At 46.9% G+C, this 25,993-nt stretch carries 24 protein-coding genes; 7 read left to right on the top strand and 17 right to left on the bottom strand.

Annotated elements, in window-relative coordinates; translation table 11 throughout:
* Nucleotides 1–116: 116 nt before the first annotated feature.
* From AC4BAP_RS00885 to rbfA, 4 genes are all read right to left on the bottom strand, one after another.
* Nucleotides 117–3,038, bottom strand: a complete 2,922-nt coding sequence (locus AC4BAP_RS00885; RefSeq protein ID WP_490580723.1) for a DEAD/DEAH box helicase — start codon at nucleotides 3,036–3,038, stop codon at nucleotides 117–119.
* Nucleotides 3,039–3,255: 217 nt separating this feature from the next.
* Nucleotides 3,256–4,479, bottom strand: a complete 1,224-nt coding sequence (locus tag AC4BAP_RS00890) for an ABC transporter permease (RefSeq protein ID WP_490580724.1) — start codon at nucleotides 4,477–4,479, stop codon at nucleotides 3,256–3,258.
* A 74-nt stretch (nucleotides 4,480–4,553) separates the two neighbouring features.
* Entirely contained in the window at nucleotides 4,554–5,363 is an 810-nt protein-coding gene (locus AC4BAP_RS00895) for a class I SAM-dependent methyltransferase (protein ID WP_490580725.1), read from the bottom strand.
* A gap of 24 nt (nucleotides 5,364–5,387) precedes the next feature.
* On the bottom strand, nucleotides 5,388–5,780 hold the full coding sequence (rbfA, locus tag AC4BAP_RS00900) for a 30S ribosome-binding factor RbfA (RefSeq protein ID WP_490580726.1): 393 nt from the start codon (nucleotides 5,778–5,780) through the stop codon (nucleotides 5,388–5,390).
* A 102-nt stretch (nucleotides 5,781–5,882) separates the two neighbouring features.
* Here rbfA and AC4BAP_RS00905 point away from each other — a divergent pair, with 102 nt between their 5' ends.
* Complete coding sequence (locus tag AC4BAP_RS00905; protein WP_490580727.1) at nucleotides 5,883–7,286, top strand: hypothetical protein; 1,404 nt, start codon at nucleotides 5,883–5,885, stop codon at nucleotides 7,284–7,286.
* Between the two features lie 12 nt (nucleotides 7,287–7,298).
* Here the strand turns inward: AC4BAP_RS00905 and rpiB are convergent, their stop codons facing one another.
* The 8 genes from rpiB to AC4BAP_RS00945 all read right to left on the bottom strand — a co-directional run bounded on the left by rpiB (nucleotide 7,299) and on the right by AC4BAP_RS00945 (nucleotide 15,482).
* Entirely contained in the window at nucleotides 7,299–7,736 is a 438-nt protein-coding gene (rpiB, locus tag AC4BAP_RS00910) for a ribose 5-phosphate isomerase B (protein WP_490580728.1), read from the bottom strand.
* Nucleotides 7,736–8,578 carry a twin-arginine translocase subunit TatC gene (gene tatC / locus AC4BAP_RS00915; protein ID WP_490580729.1) on the bottom strand — a complete coding sequence of 281 codons (843 nt, stop codon included), beginning with the start codon at nucleotides 8,576–8,578 and terminating at the stop codon, nucleotides 7,736–7,738. The genes rpiB and tatC overlap by 1 nt, the downstream gene beginning before the upstream one ends.
* Before the next feature lie 24 nt (nucleotides 8,579–8,602).
* Nucleotides 8,603–9,877 (bottom strand): serine hydroxymethyltransferase, encoded by a 1,275-nt coding sequence (gene glyA / locus AC4BAP_RS00920; RefSeq protein WP_490580730.1) that lies wholly within the window; start codon nucleotides 9,875–9,877, stop codon nucleotides 8,603–8,605.
* Between the two features lie 176 nt (nucleotides 9,878–10,053).
* Nucleotides 10,054–12,798 carry an IPT/TIG domain-containing protein gene (locus AC4BAP_RS00925; RefSeq protein ID WP_490580731.1) on the bottom strand — a complete coding sequence of 915 codons (2,745 nt, stop codon included), beginning with the start codon at nucleotides 12,796–12,798 and terminating at the stop codon, nucleotides 10,054–10,056.
* 358 nt (nucleotides 12,799–13,156) lie between these two features.
* Nucleotides 13,157–13,852, bottom strand: a complete 696-nt coding sequence (locus AC4BAP_RS00930) for a metallophosphoesterase family protein (protein WP_490580732.1) — start codon at nucleotides 13,850–13,852, stop codon at nucleotides 13,157–13,159.
* A gap of 96 nt (nucleotides 13,853–13,948) precedes the next feature.
* On the bottom strand, nucleotides 13,949–14,188 hold the full coding sequence (locus tag AC4BAP_RS00935; RefSeq protein ID WP_490580733.1) for a hypothetical protein: 240 nt from the start codon (nucleotides 14,186–14,188) through the stop codon (nucleotides 13,949–13,951).
* A gap of 34 nt (nucleotides 14,189–14,222) precedes the next feature.
* Nucleotides 14,223–14,525, bottom strand: a complete 303-nt coding sequence (locus AC4BAP_RS00940) for a hypothetical protein (protein WP_490580734.1) — start codon at nucleotides 14,523–14,525, stop codon at nucleotides 14,223–14,225.
* 87 nt (nucleotides 14,526–14,612) lie between these two features.
* Nucleotides 14,613–15,482 (bottom strand): SDR family oxidoreductase, encoded by an 870-nt coding sequence (locus AC4BAP_RS00945; RefSeq protein WP_490580735.1) that lies wholly within the window; start codon nucleotides 15,480–15,482, stop codon nucleotides 14,613–14,615.
* A gap of 108 nt (nucleotides 15,483–15,590) precedes the next feature.
* On the opposite strand from AC4BAP_RS00945, the gene AC4BAP_RS00950 reads away from it, so the two are divergent.
* The 6 genes from AC4BAP_RS00950 (at nucleotide 15,591) to AC4BAP_RS00975 (ending at nucleotide 19,439) form a co-directional block, all read left to right on the top strand.
* A complete protein-coding gene (locus AC4BAP_RS00950) occupies nucleotides 15,591–15,839 on the top strand; it encodes a 4a-hydroxytetrahydrobiopterin dehydratase (RefSeq protein WP_490580736.1) in 249 nt (82 codons plus the stop codon).
* Between the two features lie 86 nt (nucleotides 15,840–15,925).
* Entirely contained in the window at nucleotides 15,926–16,639 is a 714-nt protein-coding gene (rsmI, locus tag AC4BAP_RS00955) for a 16S rRNA (cytidine(1402)-2'-O)-methyltransferase (protein WP_490580737.1), read from the top strand.
* 3 nt (nucleotides 16,640–16,642) lie between these two features.
* Nucleotides 16,643–17,860 (top strand): Lnb N-terminal periplasmic domain-containing protein, encoded by a 1,218-nt coding sequence (locus tag AC4BAP_RS00960; RefSeq protein ID WP_490580738.1) that lies wholly within the window; start codon nucleotides 16,643–16,645, stop codon nucleotides 17,858–17,860.
* Between the two features lie 60 nt (nucleotides 17,861–17,920).
* On the top strand, nucleotides 17,921–18,724 hold the full coding sequence (locus AC4BAP_RS00965) for an inositol monophosphatase family protein (protein ID WP_490580739.1): 804 nt from the start codon (nucleotides 17,921–17,923) through the stop codon (nucleotides 18,722–18,724).
* 34 nt (nucleotides 18,725–18,758) lie between these two features.
* Nucleotides 18,759–18,935 (top strand): FeoB-associated Cys-rich membrane protein, encoded by a 177-nt coding sequence (locus AC4BAP_RS00970; RefSeq protein WP_490580740.1) that lies wholly within the window; start codon nucleotides 18,759–18,761, stop codon nucleotides 18,933–18,935.
* Between the two features lie 165 nt (nucleotides 18,936–19,100).
* Nucleotides 19,101–19,439 carry a hypothetical protein gene (locus AC4BAP_RS00975; RefSeq protein ID WP_490580741.1) on the top strand — a complete coding sequence of 113 codons (339 nt, stop codon included), beginning with the start codon at nucleotides 19,101–19,103 and terminating at the stop codon, nucleotides 19,437–19,439.
* Between the two features lie 54 nt (nucleotides 19,440–19,493).
* Here the strand turns inward: AC4BAP_RS00975 and AC4BAP_RS00980 are convergent, their stop codons facing one another.
* The 5 genes from AC4BAP_RS00980 to radA form a co-directional block, all read right to left on the bottom strand.
* Entirely contained in the window at nucleotides 19,494–20,429 is a 936-nt protein-coding gene (locus AC4BAP_RS00980; RefSeq protein WP_490580742.1) for a mechanosensitive ion channel family protein, read from the bottom strand.
* Between the two features lie 26 nt (nucleotides 20,430–20,455).
* Nucleotides 20,456–21,478 (bottom strand): SPASM domain-containing protein, encoded by a 1,023-nt coding sequence (locus AC4BAP_RS00985; RefSeq protein ID WP_490580743.1) that lies wholly within the window; start codon nucleotides 21,476–21,478, stop codon nucleotides 20,456–20,458.
* A gap of 109 nt (nucleotides 21,479–21,587) precedes the next feature.
* Nucleotides 21,588–22,775 carry a baeRF7 domain-containing protein gene (locus AC4BAP_RS00990; protein WP_490580744.1) on the bottom strand — a complete coding sequence of 396 codons (1,188 nt, stop codon included), beginning with the start codon at nucleotides 22,773–22,775 and terminating at the stop codon, nucleotides 21,588–21,590.
* A 205-nt stretch (nucleotides 22,776–22,980) separates the two neighbouring features.
* On the bottom strand, nucleotides 22,981–24,402 hold the full coding sequence (locus AC4BAP_RS00995) for a TlpA family protein disulfide reductase (RefSeq protein ID WP_490580745.1): 1,422 nt from the start codon (nucleotides 24,400–24,402) through the stop codon (nucleotides 22,981–22,983).
* A 194-nt stretch (nucleotides 24,403–24,596) separates the two neighbouring features.
* Nucleotides 24,597–25,976, bottom strand: coding sequence for a DNA repair protein RadA (radA, locus tag AC4BAP_RS01000; protein ID WP_490580746.1), 1,380 nt, complete (start codon nucleotides 25,974–25,976; stop codon nucleotides 24,597–24,599).
* Nucleotides 25,977–25,993 lie beyond the last annotated feature (17 nt).

A 25,993-nucleotide genomic window follows, 5' to 3' on the forward strand; every position in this document is an offset into this window, starting at 1 on the left:
CCCCTGGATGCTAAAGTTATACTTACAATAATAATCAAAGCCGCTGCAAGTATAAATGCAGCGGCTTCGTATACTTTATGCTGAACAACAATTTAACAATTCAGCCATTCAACAATTTAACTTAACAAATTATCAATATCCTCCTTGGTCAGGCTCTTGATGATAGTTTCGTCGGTACTGATGAGGTCGGTTACCAGCTGGATCTTACGGTTCTGCAGGGCTAGTATCTTCTCCTCCACAGTATCCTTGGTGATAAACTTATAGGTAAACACCTTGTTTTGTTGCCCGATGCGGTGTGCCCTATCCACGGCTTGTGCCTCAACTGCCGGGTTCCACCAAGGGTCAAGTATAAATACATAGTCGGCAGCCGTCAGGTTCAGGCCTACGCCACCAGCTTTCAGGGATATCAGGAAAACCTGTATACTTTCGTCTGTCTGAAAACGCTCTACCTGTGCCTGTCGGTTTTTGGTATTGCCATCCAGGTAAGTATAGGCAATCTCTTTCTCATCCAGAGATTTACGGATGATCTCCAAATGCTTCACAAACTGACTGAAGATAAGCACTTTATGCCCCTTGGCTACAATGCTCTTTGTCATGCGGAGCACTTCCTTCAACTTACCCGACTCGCCCTCGTAGCCGGCATCCGTCATGAGCGGGTGGTTGGCTATCTGGCGGAGCTTGGTAAGGCCCTGCAATAACATGAATTGCGTGTTGCCTGGCCCATGCTCCTCCAGGTTCTTCAGGATCTTATTGCGGTAGTATGATTTTGTTTCTTCGTAAGCATGCTCCTGCTCCTCTGTCATTTTACAGAAAGTAGTGTGCTCTATCTTCTCAGGCAGCTCTTTAGCCACCTGCGATTTATGCCTGCGAAGTATAAACGGCTTTATTAAAGAGTGCAGCTTGCGTGTCTTCTGCTCGTCCTTGTCCTTTTCTATCGGTTTCAGAAACTCGTTACGGAAGAAGTGCTGGTTACCCAACAAACCCGGGTTTATGAACGACATCTGCGACCACAGGTCCATGGTGCTGTTCTCCACTGGTGTGCCGGTAAGTATAAGCCTGTGCCTCGACTTTAACTCTCTAACTGAACGCGAGGTATTGGAATCCGGGTTCTTGATCGCCTGCGACTCGTCCAGTATGATATAATCGAAGTAGTATGATTTTAGCAACTCGGCATCCAGGCGCACAATGCCATACGAGGTAAGTACAACGTCATACTCCTGAAACTGCTCTACATTCTTGTCGCGGTAGGTGCCCGTGTAGTTAAGTATGCGCAGGTTCGGAGTAAACTTCATGGCCTCGTTCATCCAGTTGTACACCAGTGAGGTTGGCATTACCAGCAGCGATGCCGTTTCTGCGCCGTTCTCTTTGCGATGTTGCAGCATGGCCAGCGTTTGCACGGTCTTTCCAAGGCCCATGTCATCGGCAAGGCAACCGCCAAATTTATAGTTTTGCACAAAGTGCAGCCAGTTGTAGCCTGCCTTCTGGTAAGGCCGGAGTTCACCCATAAAACCAGCCGGCAGCGGCTGATCTTCGATGGTTTCGAACTCGCGCAGCTTTTCCAGCTTACGGCTCATGGTTACGGTAGCAAGATTTCCGTTCTGCAGGTCGTTTACCAGCGCCATGTGGTGCTTTTTAAGCGTTAGCTGGTCCTCTCCCTCCGAAAAGGCAAACAACTCAATGTACTGCGTAAACCACTCTTCCGGTATCACCGCTATCTGCCCGTTAGGCAACACAAACTCGTTGTTTTTGGTAAGGATGTGGTTTTTGAGCTTGATAAAGGGAATAGAAAACTCTCCAAAGCGCACTGTGCCGTAAATATCGAACCAGTCGTTTTTCTCCGTAATGCCCACATCCAGCGTTATCTCGCCAATAAAGTAGTTCTTGCCGCTTCTAACTGCTTGCTCTACCACAAAGCCCAATTGCTCCAGCTCCTGCAGGCTATTGTTCAGCCACGAGAAGGCCTCGCTTTTCTCCAGCACCGCCTGCCCGTTCTTTACCTCCAGCTTTCGTTTGTTAAGCTCTTTGGCATATTCCTTTTCGCGGTTCAGGTCACGTATCAGTTTATGGAAGATGTAAGAGTCGGCAGTCTTCTCCATGTTTACACTGATGCGCTTAGCCTCCTGTGCCTGCACTAAGTGTTCGCCATACTTAAAGGCCAGGTTAAAGACAATCTTGCCTGCTCCTTTGTCTGCCTGTGCGTTACCGTTTCCGTTTGTTTTTGTCGTATCGCCAGCAGCGATCTCTGCAAAAGTCAGGAAAGGCTTCGGTTCATACTTCTCGTTCTTTATATCGAAGCCCTTGGCAAACACATTGAACGACTCCATCAAAGAGGCCACAAACTTGCGGTAGTAATTCTCCTCAATAGAGCGCGGGATGGCTATAAACTTCTTATTCAGGAATGGCTGCAGCTTTTTCCCGTCTATCGGCTCATCAAAGCTGTACACCACATCATTCAGCATCAGCCAGGCTGGCTCGTAACAGATAAGGGACGCATTTTTATACTGAAACTCCAGCTTTTCGCCTTTATACCTTATCCTTGGGAAGTAATGCGTATTGTCTTCGTTCCGCATAAAATGGAACAGCACCGAAGCTTTTTCAGGTGCCAGCTTTATGCGTTTCCAGGTTGGCTCGCCGTCTTTGCCCATGATAAAGGTCTGCTTATCGTGGCGCAGCAGCTCCAGTATTTTGCCCATGCGGCCTTGTATGTAATGGCTGATATTCTCCTGCAGCGCTTTATCCCCTTTCTCGGGGTCATAGGATTTCAGGAAAAAATCTGCAGGCGACATCTTTTTGATAGCAAAGCGCTTTAAAACCGCATCCTGCTGTATCTGATCGATCAGCTGTATCAGTTTAAAGTCATCAGCATCGAGGCGTGAGGCAAATTCTTCAGCATTTTTAGCAGAGATGTTCTGATGCTGCAGGGTAAGCTGTCCTTTGGAATTTATCTGTACCACAAACGACTCAAACAGGTAACCTAAGTACTCGTGTTCAAATAAAGAATAAATTACCTGAAAAGGCTGAGTGGTATAGACTTTCATGCCAAAGACAATTTTAGGACTTCAAATTTAACCATTTCTTGGCTTACTTCCTACCAAAAAAGGCCTTCTTAACCATCCGATCATGTGGCTTGGCCAAGTTTTGCTTTAACAGATCAGCCATGCAAAAGTTAAGCAATGCAGCTCCAAAAAGTGCATGGATAGAACAGGTAGGAGTAAGGGTTTATACTTAGAGGGGATGGGGGACTGAGATTTGGTGCTACAGGTTTTCTGTAACCGACATAGCCGCTGCCCTGCGCGCCGGCCTGATAGAAACCAGCAATGTGATGATGATGATGGCAAGTCCCGTAAAAACGAAGTCACCGATCTGCATCTTTACCGGGTAGGCCTCTACCACAGAGGTAGCCATGCCCATGCTTACCAGGCCAAAGGATTGCTGCAGGTTACAGATAAGCATGCCCAAGGTAAGGCCGTACGCCGCGCCAATAAAAGCCACCAGCGCCCCCTCCAGCAGAAAAATATTCCGGATGGTGTTTGCTGTTGCGCCCATGCTGGCAAGTATGGCTATGTCTTTCTTCTTGTCGATCACGAGCATCGAAAGGGAGAAGAAGATATTGAGCGAGGCGATGAAAAGTATAAATGCGAAGGTAATGAACACGAAAAGCTTTTCAACCTTAACGGCACGCAGCAGGCTGGTGTGCTGCTCATCGCTGTTCTGCACCTTAAACTTTTCACCTAACAGCTCCTGCAGCGAACGCTTCACCTGCTCAATTTTAAAGCCTTGGTCTACTTTTATTTCAAGGGCTGTGCGCCGACGGCCATACTCCAGCAACTCTTCGGCAAAGTTGAGAGGCACAAACACATAGGCATCGTCGTATTGCCGCTCAATGGCGAACACACCGCCGGGAGTAATATTCAGGCTGTTAAACGAACCTTCCGGGTTGAGCGGGTTAAACTTTACATTACGCGGGTACAAAAACTGCAGCGGAACAAACTGGTTGCTTGGCCTGATGGACAGCTGGTACTGCACCCCTCGGCCTATCAGGGCATGGTAGGTATCGTCGTAGATCAGCTCGCTGCTGCCTTCCACAACCGACTGAGTTATCTCGTTTTGCTGAAAAAAGTTATCGCTAACCCCTTTCACTTTCACCACCATCTGCCGGTCGTTGTAACGTAGCAGGGCATTGTCCTCTATCACCTCCGACACCACCGCCACGCCAGGCATACGCCGGATACGGTTCATAAATTCCGTGTCAGTTTCAAAAGATTTGCCCTCAACAACCGTTATTTTCAGGTCCGGGTCAAAGCTGGAGTAGATTTCACGGATAAGGTCTTCCAGTCCGTTGAAAACCGAAAGCACGATGATAAGGGCAGCAGACCCCACTGCCACACCGATCATGGCAATATTGGAGATAATACTAATGATGTTCCTCTTCTTCCTGGAGAAAAAATATCGCTTCGCTATCAGAAAAGGGACGTTCATTTGTTTTGTTATTCGTTGATCGTTATTAGTTATTCGGTATCAACAATTAGACAATTTAGCAATCAGCAATTAAATTATTTCCAGGCTTTTACGATCAGGCCAGTGCCTGACGGATGCTTGCCGTTCACGTCCATCCAGTTTAGCACCATACTTACCGGGAAGGTTACCAGGTAGTAGAACGGCAGTATCAGGAAGAAAATTTTTGACAGGTTAAGCATCAACAGCGGGTACTTCATGGAAAGGCGCCAGGATATCTGTCCCGGTTTACCGTAAGAGTAACGTGCTTCCACTCTTCTAAAACCTGCGGACCTTAGTTTGTCCTGTATTTCCTGAATGTTGTAGCCATCACGCACGTGCTCTTCAATAAACGAATGCTCGCCTTCTCCGTGCACATCAGAGCCGCCCTGGTCCGATGGCGTTGAAATTACCAGCATACCGCCAGAACGTAACGACGCATAGAAGTTTTTAAACACCTCCACATCTTCCAGGATATGCTCCATTACATCCACCGAAAGTATAAGGTCGTAGCTGTTTGGCTCTCTATACTTTACCAGGTCTGCAATCTTAAACAGCACATTATGGCGGCCAATCGACCTGATAAAGCAGTTACTGTCTGATATTTGCTCTTCTTTCACGTCCACAGCCAGCACACTCCACTTGCTGCTCATGCCAGACAGGTAATACGTATACTGTCCAAAACCTGAGCCGGCGTCCAGAATATATTGCTCCTTGTTTCTGCGATTTGTAGCCCACTCGCGCAGCTCTTTGTGCACGTGCCAGGTACGCAGCAACAACAAGTCTAATAAGTTGTAAAATACGCGGCGAAGAAAGGGTGTTTTATTAAAGGCATTGCCAAGCACACGCTTTATAGGGTCGTACTGCATAGGGTAGAATAAAGCAGCTGCTTTTTATTTGGTATAAATGTCGTCGTCTTCGTCTTCCTCAGGTGCCGGTGGTATCTCAAGCCCGGAGAAAAGCTTATCCATGTTGGCAGCGTACTCGGCACTGTCGTCCAGGTAGAAGTTAAGCTCTGGTATAATGCGTACCTGGTTTTTTATGCGCTGTGCCAGGTGATGGCGGATGGTCTTAGCATTCAGCCTTATTTCTAGTAGCACCTCTTGCGGGTTAGGCGCCATCATCACGCTTAAGTATACGCGCGCCAGGCCCAGGTCCGGAGACACGCGCACAATGCTGATCGATATATAAGCGCCGCCAAAAAGATGGGGCACCTCACGCTGAAAGATATCCGCCAGCTCTTTCTGTATCAGGCGCGAAAATTTCTGTTGTCTTTTACTTTCCATACGAAGATGCAAATATCATATTAATTTCGCATTTTTACCCCAAAAGCGCCTTACTCATTTCGAGTTGGCCAGGTTTATAGTTTCTTCTAACTCTGTCTTTCCTTGATTAGTTACTTCCGAAGCATACTGCCTTCCCGACTGATCCTGCTGGTTATACTCTACCTTGCTATCCAGTTGCCGTTGATTTTGTTACGCACAACCCCTACGGCTCCAGAGCTGCATTTTATGCTGATAGGGGAGCGTTTGGCCGATGGCTTTAGCATGTACCGGGACATTTATGATAACATGGCGCCGCTTTCGGCCATGGTTTACTGGCTCCTCGACCTGATGACCGGGAGGTCTTTTCTGGCTTACAGAATCACTGCCGTGGTGCTGCTCTTGTTTCAGGCACTGCTTTTGAACGCTACCTTTAACAGGCACAATGTTTTTGCCAGCAAAAATTACCTGCCTGCGCTTTTATACCTGGTGCTCGGTAGCATTTCCTTCGAGTTTAACATGCTTACACCGTTGCTCATTGGCAATACTTTTATCATACTTTCACTGCCCTACATCATAACCCTTTCAAAGGAAGGATTTGATTATAACAGGCTGTTTGTAGGAGGGTTTATACTTGGCCTGGCCGCTTTATGCTACCTGCCGCTGGCGATGTTTCTTTTGGTGGGTACTTTTGCCGTTATACTTTTCGCATCAAACACATTCCGTAGTTTCCTGCTGATGCTTTGCGGTTTTGCATTCCCGTACGCGGTGCTGATGACCTATTATTTTTATAACGGGGCACTTGGCGATTTCCTGGAGTTGCACCTGTTCCGGCCATGGCAGCTGCAGGTTGCTTTTTTAAGGCCTCCTGCCGACGTGGCAAAGCTAATGGCTATTCCAGCCATCATCGCCATACTTTCATTCATGAGTGCCACCTCACTGCCGCAGCGGCTTGTGTTCCAGGTTAAGTTTCAGCAGGTGATGTGGGTATGGATGGTGGTAAGTCTGCTGGTCATCTTTACCCGTGAGGAAATAACGGTTGGCACTTTTATACTTGCCCTTCCGCCAATTGCCTATTTCAGCGAGTTTCTGTTTACCTCTAACCAGAAAAAATGGGTGCTTAGTACGCTGTTTCTGGTCACACTGGCTGGGGTTGGCATGCTGCGCTACAGATCTTTGCTCGGAATCAATAAATACCTGGCCCTGGACGAATCTCCGTTGTTGCTCACAGAAGAGACAGACACAAGCATCACAAACACTTCTGTGCTGGTGCTTGGCAGCAACCTCGACTTTTATATACTTAACAAGCCCGTTACCCCCTACCTAAACTGGGAGTTGGCACAGCGCCACTTCGGTGACCTTAACGAGTACTATGCCGTTTATGAGATCTACAGAAATTTTGAGCGGGAACTACCAGAGTACCTTGTTGATGAGAATAACCTGATGCCTGAGCTTACCTATAAATTGCCTGCCGTTTTTGGCAGGTATGAGCGGCTTGCACCTGATTCTGCCATCTACAGGCTAAAATAAAAATAGCTGCCATTAACAGGCAGCTATCTTATTTACTCTGTTCTGGTGGCGACCACCCTCAAATTTTGTCTCCAGAAATACTTTCACCATTTCCCTGGCTGTTTCCTCGCTTACAAAGCGAGCCGGAATACACAAAATGTTGGCATCGTTGTGCTCGCGGGCAAGCCTGGCCAACTCTGGTGTCCAGCATAGGGCCGCACGTATTTCCTGGTATTTGTTCGCCGTCATGGCTACGCCGTTTCCGCTACCACAAATAAGTATACCCAGGTCGGCGTCGCCGGCGATTACGGCTTTCGAAAGTGGGTGCACATGGTCCGGGTAATCCACAGAGGCTTCTGAGTCAGGTCCAAAGTCTATGCTTTCGAAACCAAGCTCAGCCAGCTCTTGCTTCAGCATACTTTTATAAGTATAGCCTGCGTGGTCTCCACCAATTGCGATTTTTTTTGCCATTACAGTGTATTGTTTTCGTTTAGTCGTTTCAGGTCTTTAGCCCTTATTGATTTGGATATACTTATACTTGCCTCGTACAAGAGCATAAGCGGCATCGATATCAAAAGCTGGCTAATCACATCCGGAGGCGTAATAATAGCCCCTACGATCAGTATTACTATAAACGCATGCCTGCGGTATAGCTTCATGGTTTCAGAGGTGATCAGGCCTGCCTTTGTAAGGAAGTATACGATCACTGGCATCTCAAACATAAAGGCACACGCCAGGCACAAGGTCGTTAACGTGGATATATACGAAGACAGGTCAAACTCATTTACAATGCTTGGGTCTACCTGGTATCCGGCTAAGAAGTTAATGGAGATAGGGGATACCACGTAGTAGCCAAACAGAAGGCCCATTGCAAAGAGAATGGACACAAAGAAAACAGCTCCCTGGGAGTTTTTACGCTCTCGTGCGTATAGGCCAGGCTTAACAAAACGCCATATTTCCCAAAAAGCATAAGGGAATGCAGCTGCCAGGCCAAGTATAGCCGAAACAAGCAGGTGCATCGTGAACTGTCCGCTCATTTGCCTGCTTTGTATGGTAAAACCCATTTCCTTGATGCATAGCACATCCGATCCCATACGTTCTCCTACCTCACACATAACCCTATAACTAAGAAAGTCTGGGCGGGAAGGAGCAAGTATGATATCGTGGAACACAAAGCCCTTCGCCAGAAAGGCTATGGTTCCGAAAATAAAAATTGAGGCTAATGCCCTGATGATATGCCACCGCAGCTCTTCCAGGTGATCCACGAAGGACATTTCGTGCTGTGGCTCCTCATCTAAGTATGGCTGGTCCATTAAACTATGGCTCCTGTTCTAAATTTAGTAAGCGAAAAGCGGGTAATCCTGCATCCAGTTGTTGATCTCCTTGCGCGCGTCACCGATCTTGCTGTCGTTGTCATGGTTGGTCAATACCGCATCTATCAGTTCTACAATGCGGCTCATGTCGGTTTCTTTTAAGCCACGCGTTGTAATGGCTGCCGTACCTACGCGCATCCCCGAAGTTACAAAAGGAGACTTGTCGTCGAATGGCACCATATTCTTGTTGATGGTAATGTCTGCCTTAATCAGGGTATTCTCAGCAAGCTTGCCTGTTATACCCTTAGAGCGCAGGTCAATCAGCATCATGTGGTTGTCGGTGCCACCAGAGATGATGTTATAGCCTCGTTCAACAAAAGCCTTAGCCATAGCCTGTGCGTTTTGCTGCACCTGCTTCACGTAAGTAAGGTAATCGTCAGAAAGCGCCTCAAAGTATGCCACCGCTTTTGACGCGATCACATGCTCCAGCGGCCCACCTTGTGTACCCGGGAAAACAGCACCATCCAGCACAGACGACATCATGCGTGTCTCGCCTTTTGGTGTTTTCAGCCCGAACGGGTTCTCAAAGTCTTTACCCATCATGATCATGCCGCCACGAGGACCGCGCAGAGTTTTGTGGGTAGTAGTGGTTACTATGTGGCAATGCTCAAACGGGTTGTTCAGCAAGCCTCTTGCAATCAGGCCAGACGGGTGGGAGATATCGGCTAAAAGTAAAGCGCCTACTTCATCGGCAGCAGCTCTTAGCTTCTTGTAATCCCAGTCGCGGCTATAGGCAGAGGCACCACAGATTATCAGCTTAGGGCGCTCACGACGGGCTGTGTCAACTACTTTGTCAAAGTCAATCAAACCGGTTTCTTGCTCTACGCCATAGAAAGACGGCTGGTACAGCTTACCAGAGAAGTTTACCGGCGAACCATGTGTTAAGTGGCCACCATGCGACAGGTCGAAACCTAATATCTTATCGCCTGGCTGCAATACTGCAAGCATAACCGCAGCATTTGCCTGTGCCCCGGAGTGTGGCTGTACGTTTACCCACTCAGCACCAAACAGTTCTTTTGCACGGTCAATGGCCAGCTGCTCCGACAGGTCAACCACCTCACAACCACCATAATAGCGTTTTCCTGGCAGGCCCTCTGCATACTTGTTGGTCATAACGCTGCCCATAGCCTGCATCACCTGCTCCGAAACAAAGTTTTCAGATGCTATCAATTCTATACCATGTGTTTGTCTGGCTTTCTCCTTGGCTATCAGGTCAAATATCGCTGTATCTCTTAACATTTCTGGATTTTGTTTTAATGCGCTCAAAATTAAAGTATGCCCCGCAATAAACCAATGTTTCAGTAGTTTATCTCTAATGCCAGCCGGGGCCACACTTATCTATTAGGGGTATATAAATCAAAAGAGCCGGCTCTAACAAAGTTTAGCCGGCTCTTTCTGCATATCCAATATTTTATTTACTTCTTCAAAACTTTTATCTGCTGCGTTTCCCCGCTTTTTTCTATTGTAAGAATGTACATACCGCTTTCTAGCTTGCTCAGTACAGGCAACTCAACTTCATTGCTTCCTGCGCGCAGCTGCAATTCTTTTTTATACAAGCTTTTACCTGTCAATGAGCTGAGCTGAATATTTGCTTTCTCACCCCCGGCCGACACTATCACTAATTTTGATTTATCGGTAACAGGGTTTGGAACTACAGTTGCCTGTTCATTGCTTTGTTTACCCGAGGTTTCCACTGCTATAATCTTGCTATAACTGGAGGTCCCGTCAAAGTCTACCTGTTTTAAGCGGAAGTATACTGTCTGGCCATGATTTGGCAGGTACTGCTGATGCTTGTAGCTTGTGGTAACTGTACTGTTACCCACTTTACTTGCAACCGTGGCAACTTTTTTGAAAGAAGTTATTACACCAATCGCCATTTCAATATCAAAGTGTGAGTTATTTTCTTCACTTGCTGTTTTCCACTCCAATATAACGTCTACACCTTTTGTCTTAGCGGTGAAGGATGCTAACTCTACTGGCATAGGGCCCGCAGCTGTAGCGTTAATTGGTAAACTTCTGGAGGTAGAGCCCTGGCTATGCACGATGGCCCCTGTATGAGGTGAACCATCGGGAGTTTGCGTCAAAGGAGAATACTTCACCCAAATAGTTGTTGGGTTTAGCTTATGATTTACAACACCTCCAACAGATATAGTGCGGCTAAATGTACCGGTTTGTGATGTTGAAATTTCAAATGGCGTACTTGGGTCAGCAATATTTAATGAAACAGGCGTACCGTTTGCCAAACCCTCTCCGCTTAATTGGTAAGATTTCACCTCGCTGCTATTTGCCGGCACATTACTAAAACTAATCGGGTTGGGATTAAATACAATAGATGGAGGCAACAGAACATACGTACCTGTGCTTGTTACCTGTCCGCCATTGGTCCAAACTCTAAGCGTGCCTGTCGTTGCGTTACTTGGCACGTTTAGGGTTATAGTAGTACCATCAGGGCTTACCGTGAATCCAGAAGTGATTGAGCCACTGCCTACGTATACCCTGGTTGCTCCAGTGAAGTTTTGACCTGTTATAGTTAAGGAAGATCCTAAATACCCAGACGAAGGAGAGAAAGAGTTAATAACAGGTGCTGTTTCAACTGTATACAATCCCGCTGTCGTAAACTGACCATTAGTTGTAGTTACCCTGATGGAGCCTGTAGATGCCAATGTAGGCACATTTACTTTGATTTCACTATCTGATTTTGAAATAAAATCCTTTGCTAAAACAGACCCGCTTCCGACATAAATATGCGTTGCATTTAGTAAAGATTGTCCGGAAATGGTAACTACTGAACCTGCCGCGCCTGACTCCGGAGTAAATGAGCTGATAAACGGCGCGCCTTCTACGTTAAACAACAAGCTACTCGTGTGTCTGCCAATTGTAGATATGACAGTGATAGCACCGGAATATGCTGTAGATGGTACAGCAACTTTTATTTCGTTATCTGTCTTACTTATAAAGTTCGCACTTGTGACCGAACCACCACTAAAGCTAACAGAAGTTGCATTTATAAAATTTTGTCCTGTTATCGTTACTACTGTGTTTACAGGCCCACTGGCTGGGGCAAAGCTTTCTATAACAGGAGAAGACAATACTTCAAACGTCTCGGTGCTGCTGCCCTGCCCACTGTTAGATTGAACTCTAACTGTGCTTGTTGATGCACCAACTGGTACAATGATGCTAATGGTGTTGTCATTGATAACAGTAATTTCTGTTGTTGATCCACCACCTACATATACCCTGAATGCATCTTTAATATTTTGCCCTGTTATTGTAAGTGTTGTACCAGCATTACCCTGCACCGGAGAAATACCTGTAACTATTGGGGCACCCTCAACTGTGAATGTTGATCTAGAAGCCTGGCCACCATTTGTTTGTACTCTTACCGCACCGGTTGTAGCTGTAGGAGGAACCTCCACCATAATATCTCCATTTTGGATTGTAAACACTGTTGTGCTACCACTCCCAAAATAAACTCTGGTTGCTCCGTCGAGATTGGTTCCTTTAATTGTAACAGTTGTCCCAACTGTACCTGAAATTGGCGAAAATGAGGAAATAGTTGGAGCTCCTATGATATCGAAATTTACAGCACTATATGCACGTCCCTCATTAGATTGCAATATTGGTTTTGCAGTAGTAGCTGTAGCAGGAACAATTGCCTTTATTTGAGTACTATTTACTACTGTTACTGCTGTTGTATTTCCACTTCCAAAATAAACTCTGGTAACCTCCGATAGGTTCGTACCATTAAAAGTAACCTCGTCACCTGGCACTCCACTACTCGCAGACATAGAGCTTAACGTAGGTGCATATGGCATCTGGAAGATCTCTGTAGTTTTGCTGAGCACATAACCATTTGCATTGTTCACCCTAACTCTACCAGGGTTAGAGGTCACGGGTACTTGCACACGAATCTTTGTTCCATTATCAAGAACTTCAAAAACCGTTGTAGAACCGCTGCCAAAGTATACTCTGTTTGCTGTACTATAACCAGTACCTATTATTTCAACAAAATCTCCCACCCTACCAGACATTGGCGAGAAAGAAGTAATGGTTGGAGCCTGCGCTTGGCCATTGACTACGGCGCAAAGGATCAGCGTGCATTTAAGCAGCAAATAAGCGAAAAGCTTAGGTTTACGAGCAGGAACGTAAATTTGTGCCATAGCCAATTTATAGGGTGAAAAGTATAAAAGAACTTTACTATTGAATTATCGGCACAAAATAAGATAATTTCCATGTTATTTCAGAAACTTTTTCCATAAATATTTCGTAGAGGCACCTCTTTGATTCTAGAAATGTGTAAACGATATATATAAAAATGCATATATAACTTTAAGATCAATCATGATGCAATCTTTTTAGAAGCATCTATTTTTCATGTAGTTTATCTTATAAGTTGCAACGCCACATCTATTTTGTTATAGTGGACGTTCCATAAAAGCACACCCACAGACCAATCCACATTAACCGCTAACTATTAACAGTTTACAAATTAATTTTAGAGATTCCGGGCACGTACTTTCAGCTTTTTCGAGCCACGTTATAAGGCCGATCAACGTTTTGCTGCACAAATAACTGTTGTGTGTCTAAGTCAAGCGCTGCCAAATTGCCATATGCTGCATTCTTGTAATATACACATCCGGCATCAAGGTTAACTTTTGCTTCCTTGTGGGCTACTGCTTTTTTTATACTATGTAAAGGATTTGGCGTATGGCCATGTAGTAATCGCTTGTAATTAATCTTGTTACAGTCAAGTTTATAATTACGAATGTTCAACATTGCATCTTTATCCCGGAATATATTTTGTTGCTTAAAGTCAAATCCAGCGTGCACTAAGAAGAAGTCCGGCAACTCTAAATAGTAAGGAAGGGACTTTATAAATGAAGTATACTTATCGGGTAGTTGCTCAAAATGCGTTATCCCAAAACTTTCAAGGGTTAGTTCTTTCTCGGCAGAAGTGAGGTTGATGGCTTTCTCTCCTTTTTTGGAAGCCTGCAAAAGCATCTGGTCATGATTTCCGCGGAGGCATATGATCTTATACTGCTGCTTCTGAAGGTGAAGTATAAAATCTATCACGCCCCTACTATCCGGCCCTTTGTTCACCAGGTCTCCTAGTATATACAGCTCGTCGTTTTTTTGTAGGTCAAGCTGGTCAAAAACCATGGCTTTTAGTGTCTGGGCACAACCATGTATATCTGTAAGGGCATATCGGGCCATCGTATTAAGGAGGTTCTGTATCTTGCCAAATATACTTTAAAAAGAAATAGCACCTGTTTTACAGGTGCTATACTTCATGGCGTATGTCAGGTATGATTAATTATATTTGTTATTGTCCAGCTCCGTTTTGTCTGTATTACGGTTAGGATTATTTTTCATTATATTTTTCCCTGCCGCTTTGTCTGGCCCTTCAGTGTGTTTTCTTTTTAATTCCTGGTGCTCTGCACGTGTTTGGTTTGGGTCAACAGGTTTCGCTCCGGCATTTTTGTCCTGGCCTTTGCCTGCTGGTCTTCCTTTGTTTTCAGAGCTGTCTTGTGTGTGCTTATAAGATGGCATGGTATTACTCCTTATATTAATGGTTTACTAAAATTTATGTGCCGCGACCTTCGTCTTCGGTGCGCATGTTGTCTGGCGGCTGTATACCGTCGTCGGCATAGTCGTTAACGCCTGTGGCCGACGGGCCTTCGGAGGCAGTGTCGCTGCCAAAACCCTCTTTGCCGTCTCGGTTACCGAAGCCGCCCCGCTGGTGTTCGTTCTTTGGTGGATCGGCACCGGGTATGATGTGCCCGGCCCTCATTTCCTGTTCGCTGGTATCGTCTTCGATAACCCTTATTGGCCGCTTGTTAGGGCCCTGCCCCTGCAGCCTTGTCTCATTGCTTTTATTTTCAGCCATAATACTCCTTTTTAAGTCCTGCCACATAAATGGCCTATACTGTATATGTGTTTTTACTCGATTTAGGCCTCTATGGTTTAACCCAGTCTAAGCTCCTACCTGCTCGCCACCGTTCACATGTATCACCTGGCCAGTAATATATGAGCCATCCTCTGAGGCAAGCAGCACGTAAGCCGGAGCAACCTCTGATGGCTGACCAGGTCGCTTTAAGGGCACGTTGCTGCCAAATTCCTTTACTTTTTTGGCACTGAAAGAAGCTGGGATAAGCGGAGTCCAAATGGGGCCTGGGGCAACACCGTTTACCCTAATATTCTTTTCTGCGAGGTTTTGCGACAATGACCGGGTAAAGGCAGTGATGGCGCCTTTGGTGGAGGCGTAGTCCATGAGGTGGTGGCTGCCGCGATAGGAGGTAACAGAGGTAGAGTTTACGATGCAACTGCCTTCTTTCATATGCTCAAGCGCGGCTTTGGACATGTAAAACATACTGAAGATGTTGGTTTCAAAAGTCTGCTTTAATTGCTCCTTAGTTATGTCTTTCAGGTCCTGTTGCTCGTGCTGTTCTGCTGCATTGTTTACCAGTACATCCAGTTTGCCAAATTCTTTTACCGTTTGCTCTACCGCTTTTTTGCAAAACTCTTCTTTGCCCACGTCGCCAGAAATCAACAGGCATTTGCGCCCTTCCTTTTCAATAAGCTTTTTGGTGTCGTTGGCATCTTTATCTTCGTCGAGGTAAACGATGGCTATATCTGCGCCTTCGCGGGCAAAGTGCACTGCCACTGCCCGGCCAATACCGCTGTCGCCGCCAGTTATAAGGGCTACCTTGCCTTTTAGTTTATCGCTGCCTTTATAGTTTTTCCGGATATACTCCGGCTTTGGGTGCATCTTATATTCGTCTCCTGGCTGGTCTTCCTGCACTTGCGCAGGCATTGTCTTGGGTTTTTTAGCCATAGTTTTCATAGTTTTATAGTGTAATCATTGCTTTAGCCTATACGCCTGTTTTGGGGCTGCGTTGTTCACGCCAAAGTATGAGCAATGGCAACCTGAAAAGTATAAAAACTCATAATTATGTGGAGAGAAGAAAATAACACCTTAAAACGTAGCCTGAAGTTCAAAGACTTTAAGCAAGCCATGGCATTCATGAATCGTGTGGCCGAGGTGGCAGAAGAAATCAACCACCACCCGTGGTGGAGCAATGTGTATAACAAAGTGGAGATAGAGCTTACTACCCACGATGCCGGCAACACCGTTACGGATAAAGACCATGACCTAGCGCGAAGGATTGATCAGATCTACGATAACATGATCGCTGGTTAATCTTCAAAAGTATGGCTATCGCTGCCTGAAATTCATCTAAACCAGGCAGCGGTTAACAATCAGCAATTAACTCGTATCTTTGGGGTATGCAGGAACCTGAGAAAACCAATTTATACTTAGTGCCCACGCCTATCGGCAACCTGGAGGATATTACCCTTCGTGCCATACGTGTGTTAAAGGAGGTGGATGTTATACTTGCCGAGGACACGCGTACCAGCGGAAAGCTGCTGCAGCACCTGGGTATAGAACAAAAGCGCATGCACAGCCACCATCTACACAACGAGCATAAGGCCGCTATGCACTTGGTAGATCGCATGAAAGCAGGCGAGGTGATGGCGCTTGTATCGGATGCCGGTACGCCGGGCATCTCTGACCCTGGCTTTTACCTAGTGCGCGAGTGCCTGAAGCATGACCTGAAAGTAGAATGCCTGCCGGGTGCCACAGCCTTTGTTCCTGCATTGGTTAAGTCTGGTTTCAGTACCGACAGGTTTACCTTTGAGGGTTTTCTGCCCCTGAAAAAAGGCCGCCAGACACGCCTGCAAAGCCTGGCGAATGAAGAGCGCACCATGATCTTTTATGAATCGCCGCATCGCCTGCTTAAAACACTTACCCAGTTTAAAGAGTTTTTCGGGGGAGAGCGCATGGCCTCTGTTTCACGTGAAATCTCAAAAATGTTCGAGGAAACCATTAACGGTACTTTAGACGAACTTATCCAGATATTTACTACCAAATCCATTAAAGGCGAGTTTGTGATCGTAGTGGCAGGGGAGAAGACCGGCAAAGCAACAAGCGCCGAATAAAGTATGAGAGAGTTACTGAAAAAGATCAGCCTGCTGGTTGCATTGCTTCTGCTTGCAATTCAGTCTAAGGCACAGTTTGAGGGTATAAGCATTTCGCCGGATGCTAAGATAAGCCTGATCACCTGCTCCAGCGGTGACGACTTGTATGCCGTTTTCGGGCACAGTGCAGTGCGTGTTCAGGACCAGGCTATGGGGCTGGACGTGATTTTTAACTACGGCACTTTCGATTTTAACGAGCCTAACTTTTACCTCAAGTTTGCAAGGGGTAAGCTGAACTATAAATTATCGGCAGCCCACTTCCAGGATTTCCTGTACAACTACGCGCAGGAGAACCGATCTGTATTTGAGCAAGAACTAAACCTTACACCGGATCAAAAGCAAAAATACTGGCTGTTTTTAACGAACAATTACCTGCCAGCCAACCGCTTTTACCTTTATGACTTCTTTTTCGACAACTGCGCCACCCGTATACGAGATGGCCTGGAAGCCACTTTCCCGGACCAGATCAAGTATAACATTGCGCACCTGGATAAAGACTATACTTTCCGGAACCTGATTGATCTATACTTGCCGCCACAGCCCTGGGGTGACTTTGGCATTGACCTGGCCTTAGGCTCAAGAATAGACCGCGAGGCTACCCCATACGAGTACATGTTCCTGCCAGATTACCTGGCAGAAGGCTTTGCCAACGCTACTTTAGAGCAGGACGGGCAGGCCGTGCCGCTTACCGGAAAACCACAACCGGTATTTGTGCAAACGCCACCGGCCGAGAAACCCTTCTCGCCATTTACGCCAACCATACTTGCCTGGGCTCTTTTTGTAGCTGTTGCCATAGTCACCTTCCTCGATCTGAAAAAAAGAAAACGCTCCCGCACACTGGACTTTATACTTTTCTTTTTGGCAGGCTTGCTGGGTATTGTTATGCTGTTATTGTGGTTTGCCACCGACCATCAGGCTACCGCTTATAACTTTAACCTGCTGTGGGCTATACCTACACACATTGTGCTGGCTGTTTACGTGTCACGCCGCATAGTGCCTGAGTGGGCTGTTAAGTATATGGCCGTTACAGGTATAATAACAGGCTTGCTTACCATATCGTGGTGGCTGTTGCCACAGCAACCACATGCCTCGTTTATCCCGTTAGGCCTGATGCTGTTCCTGAGGGCAGAATACATTGCCTGGTTCGAGAAGAAAAAGGAACTGGTCGCGGCCAAAGTATAAATCCTGTTACACCACATGGCTTCCCGTAAAATGGGGAAGTACAACTGAAAACTGTAAACTATGAACCTGTACCAACTTAGCCAGAACCTGAACATACTTGCCAGAAAAGTAGGCGTTTTTATCAAGCACGAGGGCGAGGGCTTCGATGTTTCTAAGGTAGAAATGAAAGGCTTTAACAACCTGGTGTCTTACGTGGATAAAGAAGCTGAGAAGCAATTGGTAGAAGGGCTGCGGCAGCTTTTGCCGGAAGCAGGTTTTATAACAGAAGAAGACACAGACAATACCAAAGGCGAACGCTACAACTGGGTGGTAGACCCGCTGGATGGCACAACCAACTTTACCCATGGCCTGCCTGCGTATTGTGTAAGTGTGGGGCTGATGGACGGGGACGAAGTTGTTCTGGGTGTAGTTTATGAGCCTAACCGTGACGAGTGTTTCTGGGCTTACAAAGATGGCGGCGCTTACTGCAATGATAAAAAAATAAACGTTTCAGAGGCCCCTGCCCTGAAAGACTCACTTATAGCCACTGGTTTCCCATATTATGAGTTTGGCCTTACGCAGCAGTACCTACAGGTGCTGGGCGAGTTTATGGGGAGATCGCATGGGGTGCGCAGGCTGGGCTCTGCCGCCCTGGATTTAGCTTATGTGGCTATAGGCAGATTTGAGGGCTTTTTTGAGTATAACCTGAATGCCTGGGATGTGGCAGGCGGGGCCATTATTGTGCAGGAGGCTGGTGGCAAACTGTCTAAGTTTAGCGAAGGCGGCGACTATATTTTTGGCCGTGAGATTGTGGCCAGCAATACCCGCATCCACCAAGAGATGTTGGATACGATTGCCCTGCACTGGAAAGGCGCCGAAGTATAAACTTTTTGTACCTTTGCATAGTTGATAGAAGCGTATGGTTCAAGAGCTTATTATTTTCCTAGTTTTTTTAGCGGCCACCTTTTACATTGGCCGCCTGCTGTACCGCAGTTTTGCAGCTAAAAGCGGCTGCGCCAAAAGCTGTGGCGCCTGCTCCACCATCGACTTCAACAAAATCCAGAAAGACCTCGAAAAGTCAGTTAATAATGACTAGTAAGTAGTTTTTGCCTTTGCAGGCCTCAGGTATTATTTATTAATCATTATTCATCAATTATTACTCATCACTCATTATTCATTAATAATACCAAACACTGTATCTAAACTTTGTTTTTGCGTATAGTTCTATACTTACACATAGAACAAAAACTATTATACCGTTATGCAAGACAAAGTAGAAGAAAGATCCCTTGTAAACGTACTAAACCGCCTGCGTAAAGACGGCTACAAGTATGACTTTAAAGTATCCGGCGACGGCAGGCTTTGCACCATGGAAGAGAAAGACATGTTTGGACCAGAGCAAGTGCGCATTGTTGACTTCTATAGATTTGAGGGGGAAAGCGACCCCGACGACATGTCTATACTTTATGCCCTTGAAACCAACACGGGACTTAAAGGCACTATCTCGAACTCCTATGGTCCTTATGCCGACGAAAGCGTTGACAACTTTTTAAAGCAGGTAGAAGACCTTGGCAAAAACCTGGACAAGAAGGATAGGTAAAAATGTAAAGGGCCGATGTTCAGTCGGCCCTTGTTGTTTATACTTCTCTTTTATCTATCCATTATCCTTTTCCTGCTGTTGCAGACTCCCGTTTCCCGAGCCATTTATACTTTTAAGCTCGGAACTCAATGTGGCCCCGCCTTTTATAGCAAAATCCAGTGTACGGATTGGGAACGGAATAACAATGTTGTTGGCGTCGAAGGCTTTCTTGATGCGGATGATGGCGTCGCTTTTAGCCCCTACATAATCTACCTGGCGGCTGTAACTAACCCAGAACCTTGCCTTGAAGTTGATAGAACTATCGCCGAAGGCATCATACATTACCTCTATATCGCGGGTCTTAACCCTGTTCTTTACATTTTCCAGTGCCTCTATCACAACCTGTTGCACACGCTCCAGGTCCTCGGCATACGATATGCCCACTTCCACATCCACACGCCGGGTACCGTGGTAGGACAAGTTCGTGACCGGGTTCTCGAACACCATTTTATTGGGCAGCTTTACCAGCTCGCCGGTTGGCTTGCGTACATCCACTGTGCGTAGCGTTATGCGCTCAATCACGCCAAAATAGTCGTTTGTTTCGATCATGTCGCCTACGCCAAAAGGTTTCTGCACCGCAATAATCACCCCGGAAATGAAATTGGCAGCGATGTCCTGGAAGGCAAAACCCAAGGCCAAACCCAGGATACCAACACCGGCCAACAGTGATATGACTACCTTGTCCAGTTTTAGCACACTCAGCACAAAGAAGAACCCGATCAGCAACAACATCAGGTAAAGCAGCGTGGAGATGAGGTTGTTAAGGGCTGCGCTGTGTGAGAAGCGGCTTATCACATTATCCAGGGCATTCCGGATTACCCTTGCCAGGTAAAATGTGATGATCAGCAGAAGGATTGCTACAAAGATGTTCGGCAGCAGCAGTATGATCTGATTCCCCCAAACCTGAAGCTTATCGAGTAGCAACTCCAGTGCATTGTTGATGTCTTTCATATAAAATGCTTATGTTATACTTTGTATCAGGCCCATACTTTTGTGCCCTCTGTGCAGTTGCGGCACATCTCAATATCGGCACGCGAGCCAAGCAGCGTTTGCCTGAAGCGGTTATACTTTGCCCCACGCCATACTTGCGTAAAACTACTTTCCTGTAACTCACCAAGCCTGTATTCTGCGTCTTTATCAAAGCAGCAGGGCACCACCAGGCCATCCCAGGTAATCACGCACGAGTGCCACATCTTCCAGCAATGGTTTAGCAGTTTGTTTTTGATAACATAGCTGCCATCGCCGTTGTTTTTATACCTTGAGTAATAATCTATGGTAGGTATAAGCGGAGAGCCCTGCTCATAGTCGTAGATCTGCGCCGTTTTAAATACGACTTCATCCACGCCAAGTTCTTTTGCAAGCTGCTGCACATCCTGTAGCTGGTGCTCGTTGGGCCTTACTACTAAAAACTGAAACATCACGTGCGGTGTTTTGGAATTCAGTTTCTTTTTCCATTTCAGCACATTGCGCGTTCCCTCCAGCACCTTATCCAGTTTGCCGCCCACTCTGTAGGCTGCGTATGTTTCCTGCGTGGTTCCGTCTATAGATACGATCAGGCGATCCAACCCGGATTCCACTGTTTTTCTGGCAGTTTCATCGTCCAGGTAATGCGCGTTGGTGGAGGTGGCGGTGTAAATACCCTTACCGGATGCATACTTTACCAACTCCAGAAAGTTTTTGTGCAGATAGGGTTCTCCCTGAAAATAAAAGATAAGGTACAACAGCCGTCTGTGCAGCTGGTCTATGGTGCTTTTAAAGAGCTCGTCTTGCAGCATGCCCGTGGGTCTGGTAAAAGAACGTAAACCGCTTGGGCACTCGGGGCAGCGCAGGTTACAGGAGGTAGTGGGCTCCAGGGATATACTTAACGGGTAGCCCCAGTGCACCGCCTTGCCGGTAACTTTAGATACCATGTAGCTGCTCACTACCTGCAGTGCATTTAAGGCACGCAAGGGCGTAAGTTTCGATAAAAAGTTAAACCCGTCAGTCAGGTGCAGCTTCATGTGGTGCAGGCTAAAAGTATGGCCAGGCGAAAGTATAAAACAAAGGAGCAGCTTTGCAGCTGCTCCTCTAAGTTATGGTTTCTGGCATTAAGCGCCAAAACAAGTAGGTCTAATATCTGAACAACGCCTTAACATTGCCCTGGTTTTCGCTTACCTCATTAAGCCCGTTGTAGCTGCTTACAAACACTCTGCCGCCCTGGGCAATTGTTTTAATGGCAGCCAGGTTTACCAGGTCCTGGTCACCGCGCTGGTACTCGTTGTGTATCTCGGCGGTTGCGCTTGCCGGGTCGTAGCTGCCCCAAACTGGCTCGCTTGGTGTAATAAACAGGGTGTCTACCCGGCCATGCACAGCCTCTGCGGCCACTGTGGCAATATCTTCGGAGGTTACGCCGGTGCCTGCCACGTTCTGGTAACGGTTAAGCGAGTCGGTGTGGCTCTGCTGCATAATAGGCTTCACAACGTTCAGTGCTTTCTCGTGCAGGGCGTTCATGTTAAACACATCGCCGTTTTCATTAACGTTTATGTTCTGCGGCACTATGTTTTTATACTTGCTGTGCTGCTTGTACAGGCTGCAATAGTGGTCTACGCCGGCCAGCACCAGCGGCTCGTGCGAGTCATGAAGTATTTTCTGCAGGCCGTTGTCAATGTCGATCACAAACTCTCGCACACGCTCATGCTCCTCATCACCTTTTGTAGAACCAGGCCCGTGCACGATGTTAGAGCCGTTCACGGTTGTAGTGGAGTGGGTAAAGTCCTGGTCGTTGCCTTTCACATCAAACTTGAGTGCCTTGTTCATGGTTTCGGGCACGAAAGAACTTATCTCTATTGGCCTGATCTTTTCGATTGTAGCCTCATAGAAGCCCACTTTTTCGCGGTACAGGCAAAGTATAAAAAAGCGTCCGTTCTGGCTAAGTATAGGTAGTATTGGGGTAATGTAGAATTGATTCAGTACGTATACTACATCCGGCATCTCAACAGGTAGGGTATAGTGCTTCGAGAATCCTTTTGTTATAAAAACCGCCAGCCCCTCAGACTGGTGCCGCCAGAAATTGGTGTCGTTCAACAGGGCTTCGGCAGGTTTCATGTATTCTTCAATCTCTGCCTCCGGTACGTCATGTCTGGCTAACAATGCCCTTGCCTCTTTTACCTTGTTCTTGAACAGGATATTGTCCTGCCCGTTTAGAGCCTCTTTCCCTCCGCGGTGGGTAGGTATAAAAATCGAAATGCAAAGTGCGCCATTTGTATTGTTCTGCACATTAAGCAGTTTCTCAATGTCATTTTTACTGATCAATGCCATAGTTTATTTTTATTAAGTATAAGATCTGAAACAATTTCATCCACTTTGTTTCTGGAACAACAAGGGGGTAGAAATTAAGTACGCATCTATACTATGAACGGTTATTGAGGGCCAAAAGATGGGATTTGTGCTTTAAACCTGGCATAAAAAAGCCGGCTGGCACACTACAGTACCAGCCGGCTCCTTCTGCTCAGGCTATTCCGCTTTATTTAGCTGAGGCTTGCCCGTTGGCCAGGTGCTTTAAGATATCGGTTTCTGCTTCCCTGTCGGTGGGCCTGCGCGGTTTTATACTTATAAAGTTGCCATCCTCATCAATCAGAAAGTATGCGGGCAGATCTTTAAGGTTGTAGCGCTTTGCCAATTCGGCATCCAGGCCCTTTAAGTATACATGCGTGCCTTGTAGCTTTCTGCCGGTCACCATCTTTTTCCAGTTGTTTTCATCGTCGTCAAGGCCAATGTTCAAGAACACCACATCCTTGCCTTTAAGCTGACTGGTAAGTTGCTGCAGGTTGGGCATCTCTACCATGCAAAGGCCACAGGTAGTGCTCCAGAAGTTAAGGTAAACCAATTTGCCCTTAAAGCTGCTGAGCGATACCGTAGCTCCGTTAACATCTTTCAATTGGAAGTCGGGGGCGGGGCTGCCGATGGCAAATGCTTTGTTCTGGTCATAAAGCTTTGTAAAGTAGCTGTCGAGTTCAGGAGATTTGTTACTGGCTTTAAAATCCTGCAGCATTTCAGTGGTATACTTCAGGTGCCCCAGCTGGATCGACTGTTTTAGCACATGCGCCTGCGCCACATTTCTAACCGGGCTTTGCAGCTTTTGGCCAAGCATGGTATAAGCGGTTTTATAGTATGATCTATCGCCTTCCTGCAGTCCTGCATCTGCGGCCATAAACCTGGCGTAGTTGCGCAGAAAGCCTATGAAAGTATGGCTTTGCAGGTTATCCGGGTTGTTCATGTCCAGCTGCGTCAGGAAAGTATAAAACGCTGCCGATGGCTTTTGAAGCCTGTTGGTCATCAGCACACTCTCACGCAAACTATGGTAGGTTATCTTGTCGTTGGCATAGCCAAAGTTTATCTCGGCCAGGGCAAACCTCCTGAACTTTTCAGAAACCGGACTTTTAGCCGTATACTTTTCCAGGTTTTTCAACTGGTCCTTTTTGCGGTAATCCAGAAAAGCCTCGAACTCTTTCTCCGCCAGTTTAATGTTGTCTGGTAGAACCTGGTATTCTTCTACCTCCTCAAAGCGGCGGGTGTACTGCACAAGGTAATTATTCTCGTTGGCTCCCTTGCCATCATACTTCAGCGTCTTCAGAAACTTGTCGCCGTTAAAGCTCAGGTTAAGCTCATAGCCTGGCTCCAGGTAAATCTGCACCATTTCATCCCCGTGCAGTAACTCGGCTACCATTGTTCCGGTAACCGGCACCTCCAGTCTAAAGCCGCCGCCTTTCAGCTGCACAGCTGTTTGCACTTCTTCCGGTATCAGTGGGTTTGGTGTGGTGGCAATTATTACCTCATCAGCAGTTGGGTTGGAAATCTTGCCTGTGATCACGGCTTTGCCCTGGGCAACAATAAGCTGCGCCTGCAGCACCAGTGCCAGCAACAGGAGTAAAGGTTTGTGTTTCATAAAAGTATGGAAAGTATAAAGTTAAGCCGCAGCAGCAATTGCAAAAGTATGTGCCTGGCACACAGTCTCTGCAAAACCCACTACTGGCAAATAATCTCACCAACAGCCGCAGTAAAGTATAAAATTCCGGGAGGCGGCTAATTTCTTTAAAATACCAGAATCCGCAAACTATACCTTAGATTAACACAAACCAATTACCCAAACAAGTTACTGAACACATCCTCGAGCCTGCCAAAGGGGTGTATGTTGATGGAGAACTTGCTGAAGTCTACACCCTTCTTGTTATACTTTGAGATGTAAATGTCTTTGAAGCCCAGCTTCTCGGCTTCGCTGATGCGGTTCTCGACACGGTTAACAGCGCGTATCTCGCCACCCAGGCCCACCTCTGCGGCAAAGCATGATGTGCTGGGAATGGCCATATCCTCGAAAGAAGAGAGGATGGAGGCGCACACTGCCAGGTCCAGGGCAGGGTCTTCTACTTTCAGGCCACCGGCAATGTTCAGGAAAACGTCCTGGGTGCCCAGCCTGTAGCCGCCGCGCTTTTCCAGTACCGCCAGCAGCATGTTCAGACGCTTGGCATCGAAACCGGTGCTGGTGCGTTGCGGTGTGCCGTAGGTAGCAGGGCTAACTAAACTTTGTACTTCTATCAGTAGGGGTCTGTTGCCTTCCAGGGTCGCGCCTATACTTATGCCGCTAAAAGCGTCTTCGCGTTGCGATATCAGAATCTCGGATGGATTGCTTACTTCGCGCAGGCCTGAGCCTAGCATTTCGTAAATGCCCAACTCGGAGGTAGAGCCAAAACGGTTTTTAGTAGTGCGAAGAATGCGGTAGGTCATGTGGCGGTCGCCTTCAAACGTAAGCACCGTGTCTACCATGTGCTCCAGTATCTTTGGCCCTGCCAGGTTACCCTCTTTGGTAATATGCCCGATCAGGAAAACAGGCGTGCCGCTCTCTTTGGCAAATTTAAGTAGCTCGGCGGTACACTCACGCACCTGGCTCACACTACCTGCACCGGCCTCAATAAAGGAGGAGTGTAGTGTCTGGATAGAGTCTATCACCAGTACCTGTGGGCGCAACTGCTCAATCTGCTTAAAGATGTTCTGCGTGCCGGTTTCTGTAAGTATAAAGCAATCGGAAGTTTGGGCCATCAGGCGTTCTGCGCGCATTTTTATTTGTTGCTCACTTTCTTCGCCGCTTACGTAAAGCACCCGCAAACCCGAAAGGCTAAGGGCAATCTGCAGCATCAGCGTGGACTTACCGATACCCGGCTCGCCGCCGATCAGCACCATAGAGCCCGGCACTATGCCACCTCCAAGCACGCGGTTCAGCTCCTGATCCTGCGTAAGTATGCGGTGCTGCTCCTGGTAACTTATGTCGGCAATGGGTTTGGGCTTATTGGATACCTGCGCCGAACTGCTGCCCACCTTCCAGACACTGGTTGGGGTAATTTCTTCGCGCTGCACTACCTCTTCCACATAAGTGTTCCACTCGCCACAAGCCGGGCACTTGCCTATCCATTTTGCTGACTGGGCGCCACAGTTCTGGCAGAAGTATGATGTTTTTATTTTGGCCATTAATTGTAGTTGTTCGT

Source organism: Pontibacter sp. GD7, from assembly GCF_058216375.1.

Excerpts from the sequence above, each read along its gene's own strand:
- AC4BAP_RS00885 (WP_490580723.1), bottom strand. The coding sequence starts at position 3,038 with ATGAAAGTCTATACCACTCAGCCTTTTCAGGTAATTTATTCTTTATTT.
- AC4BAP_RS00890 (WP_490580724.1), bottom strand. The coding sequence starts at position 4,479 with ATGAACGTCCCTTTTCTGATAGCGAAGCGATATTTTTTCTCCAGGAAG.
- AC4BAP_RS00895 (WP_490580725.1), bottom strand. The coding sequence starts at position 5,363 with ATGCAGTACGACCCTATAAAGCGTGTGCTTGGCAATGCCTTTAATAAA.
- rbfA (WP_490580726.1), bottom strand. The coding sequence starts at position 5,780 with ATGGAAAGTAAAAGACAACAGAAATTTTCGCGCCTGATACAGAAAGAG.
- rpiB (WP_490580728.1), bottom strand. The coding sequence starts at position 7,736 with ATGGCAAAAAAAATCGCAATTGGTGGAGACCACGCAGGCTATACTTAT.
- tatC (WP_490580729.1), bottom strand. The coding sequence starts at position 8,578 with ATGGACCAGCCATACTTAGATGAGGAGCCACAGCACGAAATGTCCTTC.
- glyA (WP_490580730.1), bottom strand. The coding sequence starts at position 9,877 with ATGTTAAGAGATACAGCGATATTTGACCTGATAGCCAAGGAGAAAGCC.
- AC4BAP_RS00925 (WP_490580731.1), bottom strand. The coding sequence starts at position 12,798 with ATGGCACAAATTTACGTTCCTGCTCGTAAACCTAAGCTTTTCGCTTAT.
- AC4BAP_RS00930 (WP_490580732.1), bottom strand. The coding sequence starts at position 13,852 with ATGGCCCGATATGCCCTTACAGATATACATGGTTGTGCCCAGACACTA.
- AC4BAP_RS00935 (WP_490580733.1), bottom strand. The coding sequence starts at position 14,188 with ATGCCATCTTATAAGCACACACAAGACAGCTCTGAAAACAAAGGAAGA.
- AC4BAP_RS00940 (WP_490580734.1), bottom strand. The coding sequence starts at position 14,525 with ATGGCTGAAAATAAAAGCAATGAGACAAGGCTGCAGGGGCAGGGCCCT.
- AC4BAP_RS00945 (WP_490580735.1), bottom strand. The coding sequence starts at position 15,482 with ATGAAAACTATGGCTAAAAAACCCAAGACAATGCCTGCGCAAGTGCAG.
- AC4BAP_RS00950 (WP_490580736.1), top strand. The coding sequence starts at position 15,591 with ATGTGGAGAGAAGAAAATAACACCTTAAAACGTAGCCTGAAGTTCAAA.
- rsmI (WP_490580737.1), top strand. The coding sequence starts at position 15,926 with ATGCAGGAACCTGAGAAAACCAATTTATACTTAGTGCCCACGCCTATC.
- AC4BAP_RS00960 (WP_490580738.1), top strand. The coding sequence starts at position 16,643 with ATGAGAGAGTTACTGAAAAAGATCAGCCTGCTGGTTGCATTGCTTCTG.
- AC4BAP_RS00965 (WP_490580739.1), top strand. The coding sequence starts at position 17,921 with ATGAACCTGTACCAACTTAGCCAGAACCTGAACATACTTGCCAGAAAA.
- AC4BAP_RS00970 (WP_490580740.1), top strand. The coding sequence starts at position 18,759 with ATGGTTCAAGAGCTTATTATTTTCCTAGTTTTTTTAGCGGCCACCTTT.
- AC4BAP_RS00975 (WP_490580741.1), top strand. The coding sequence starts at position 19,101 with ATGCAAGACAAAGTAGAAGAAAGATCCCTTGTAAACGTACTAAACCGC.
- AC4BAP_RS00980 (WP_490580742.1), bottom strand. The coding sequence starts at position 20,429 with ATGAAAGACATCAACAATGCACTGGAGTTGCTACTCGATAAGCTTCAG.
- AC4BAP_RS00985 (WP_490580743.1), bottom strand. The coding sequence starts at position 21,478 with ATGAAGCTGCACCTGACTGACGGGTTTAACTTTTTATCGAAACTTACG.
- AC4BAP_RS00990 (WP_490580744.1), bottom strand. The coding sequence starts at position 22,775 with ATGGCATTGATCAGTAAAAATGACATTGAGAAACTGCTTAATGTGCAG.
- AC4BAP_RS00995 (WP_490580745.1), bottom strand. The coding sequence starts at position 24,402 with ATGAAACACAAACCTTTACTCCTGTTGCTGGCACTGGTGCTGCAGGCG.
- radA (WP_490580746.1), bottom strand. The coding sequence starts at position 25,976 with ATGGCCAAAATAAAAACATCATACTTCTGCCAGAACTGTGGCGCCCAG.